This is a genomic window from Paenibacillus darwinianus (assembly GCF_000598065.1).
GTDB lineage: Bacteria > Bacillota > Bacilli > Paenibacillales > Paenibacillaceae > Paenibacillus_I > Paenibacillus_I darwinianus.
This window is the reverse complement of the sequence record NZ_KK082115.1, coordinates 3,958-5,967: the sequence shown is the minus strand read 5'-3', so window position 1 is coordinate 5,967 and position 2,010 is coordinate 3,958. Positions and strand designations below refer to the sequence as shown.

The window sequence follows — 2,010 nt, the reverse complement described above, 5'->3', positions numbered from 1 at the left end:
ATTGATCGACGAGCGCTCCCGCCACGCCAGACTGAACGTCCGCGTCCGGTCCCTCCTTATAAATGTGATGGAGCACATAAGGCCTTCCGAATCGAATCAGCGCATTGCTGTCCTCCGATTCCGCATCCAGATTGCCCGATGTCACGCCGAACGGAAGCCGCAGCCACACTTGATTTCGCCGGTCCAGCGCCAGGTCGAACGAACCTCCGGCGTAATCCCAGTTGCCGCCAATCGAGAACCCTTGTGCGCCCAACACATTTCGGCATTCGACGAACCCCCCCTCCACTCCTTCAAGCTTCGAATCTAACGATATCATCGCACCGTCTCCTCGCTGAACGTCGTCGTTCGTAGGCTTGCCCGGCGCCTATCGAATTATGTGAGCACAAGCTTTATGTACGGGTGAGCCTGGCTCGAGCGCATCCAGCCCTAGCGAAGAACCCAGAAACAGGATGATGCGCTTCCACTTGTTGCCGAGCCAGAATCGACCGTTATCTGGCTTTGTCTTAATAGAAAGCCGATGCCCAGGGCAACAATAAGCAATCCCCAAAACATGCATTGAACGAATTGTTCATTCATCAGCCGGGTGGCAACCACGAAATGGCCGCAAAAATGGCATTAAAAATAGATTACATCATGCGTTAGATATAACCCGCATTCGTTGACACAGTCAACAGAAGGACTTTATAATGGACCCGGTTGGCAGAAATAAGAGGTAATCTGACATCATCATTGACCTCAAAGGGGATGGAAGGAATGGATTTGCAGACGTTGTCGCAAGGGCTCGACACGATCTGGGTGGTCTTGACGGCCGCTATGATATTACTCATGGAAGGCGGCTTCGCCTTGCTGGAAGCCGGCTTCGTCCGGCAAAAAAACGCAGTCAGCATTATTATGAAAGTATTCGTCGACATCACGTTCGGAGCGCTTGTCTTTTATTTTATCGGCTTCGCTTTCATGTACGGAAAAGACATGGGCGGCTTCATCGGCACAACCGGCTATATGATGGGCGGCGACCTTTCGCATATCAGCCTGAACATTTCGCTGGACACGTACTGGCTGTTCCAAGCGGCCTTCGTAATCGCCGTCATCTCCATCGTATCGGGCGCCGTGGCGGAAAGAATACATTTCCGGGCCTACATCCTGTTCACGATCGCCATGACCGGTCTAATCTATCCGCTTGCGGGTCACTGGGTATGGTCCGCCGGCGGCTGGCTCGGCGCACTCGGCATGATCGACTTTGCGGGCTCGGCCGTTATCCATGCGCTCGGCGGCTTCTCCGCTTTGGCGGCGGCCATGTTCATCGGACCGCGCATCGGCAGATTTACGCCTGACGGCAAAGTGAACATCGTGCCCCCGTCCAACTTGCCGCTCGCATCCGTCGGCGCCTTCATCCTGTGGTTCGGCTGGTTCGGCTTCAACTCCGGCAGCACGCTCAGCGCGACCAACGGCTCCATCGGCCATATTGCCGTAACGACCATGCTGGCTGCCTCCGCCGGGGGCGCGACCTGCATCCTGTTCACCATGCTGCGTTACAAAAAAGCCGATCCCCCTATGGTGATCAACGGTTCCCTGGCGGGACTTGTCGGCATTACGGCCGGCGCCGCTTTCGTCTCGGACGGCGCGGCGATCATAATCGGCGCCGTAAGCGGCGTGGCGATGGTGCTGGCGACCGAATTTCTGGAGAGCAAACTGATCGATGACCCGGTGGGCGCCTTCGCGGTGCATGGCGTCAGCGGCAGCATAGGCACGCTTGCGCTCGGACTGTTCGCCAAACCGGAGCTTACCGCAGGAATCGGCAAAGGCTACGCGGGGTTATTCTACGGCGGCGGCTGGAGTCTGCTCGGCGTACAAGCCCTTGGACTAGCGGTCGTCAGCGTCTGGGGCTTCGTGCTTACGGCAGGCTTCCTATGGTTGATTAAACGGATTACGCCGGTTCGTGTCTCCAGGGATGAAGAGCTCGTCGGTCTCGACGTTGCGATTCACGGCGTGCCCGCCTATAGCCAAGAGCAC

General features: G+C 56.9%; 2 protein-coding genes. One reads left to right on the top strand and one right to left on the bottom strand.

The window, feature by feature from the left end; translation table 11 throughout:
- A partial coding sequence (locus BG52_RS00030; RefSeq protein ID WP_036586087.1) for a YugN family protein occupies window positions 1-316 on the bottom strand: 316 nt, incomplete at its 3' end.
- A 437-nt stretch (window positions 317-753) separates the two neighbouring features.
- On the opposite strand from BG52_RS00030, the gene BG52_RS00025 reads away from it, so the two are divergent.
- Window positions 754-2,010 (top strand): ammonium transporter (locus BG52_RS00025; protein ID WP_036666572.1); only part of this gene is annotated, 1,257 nt, incomplete at its 3' end.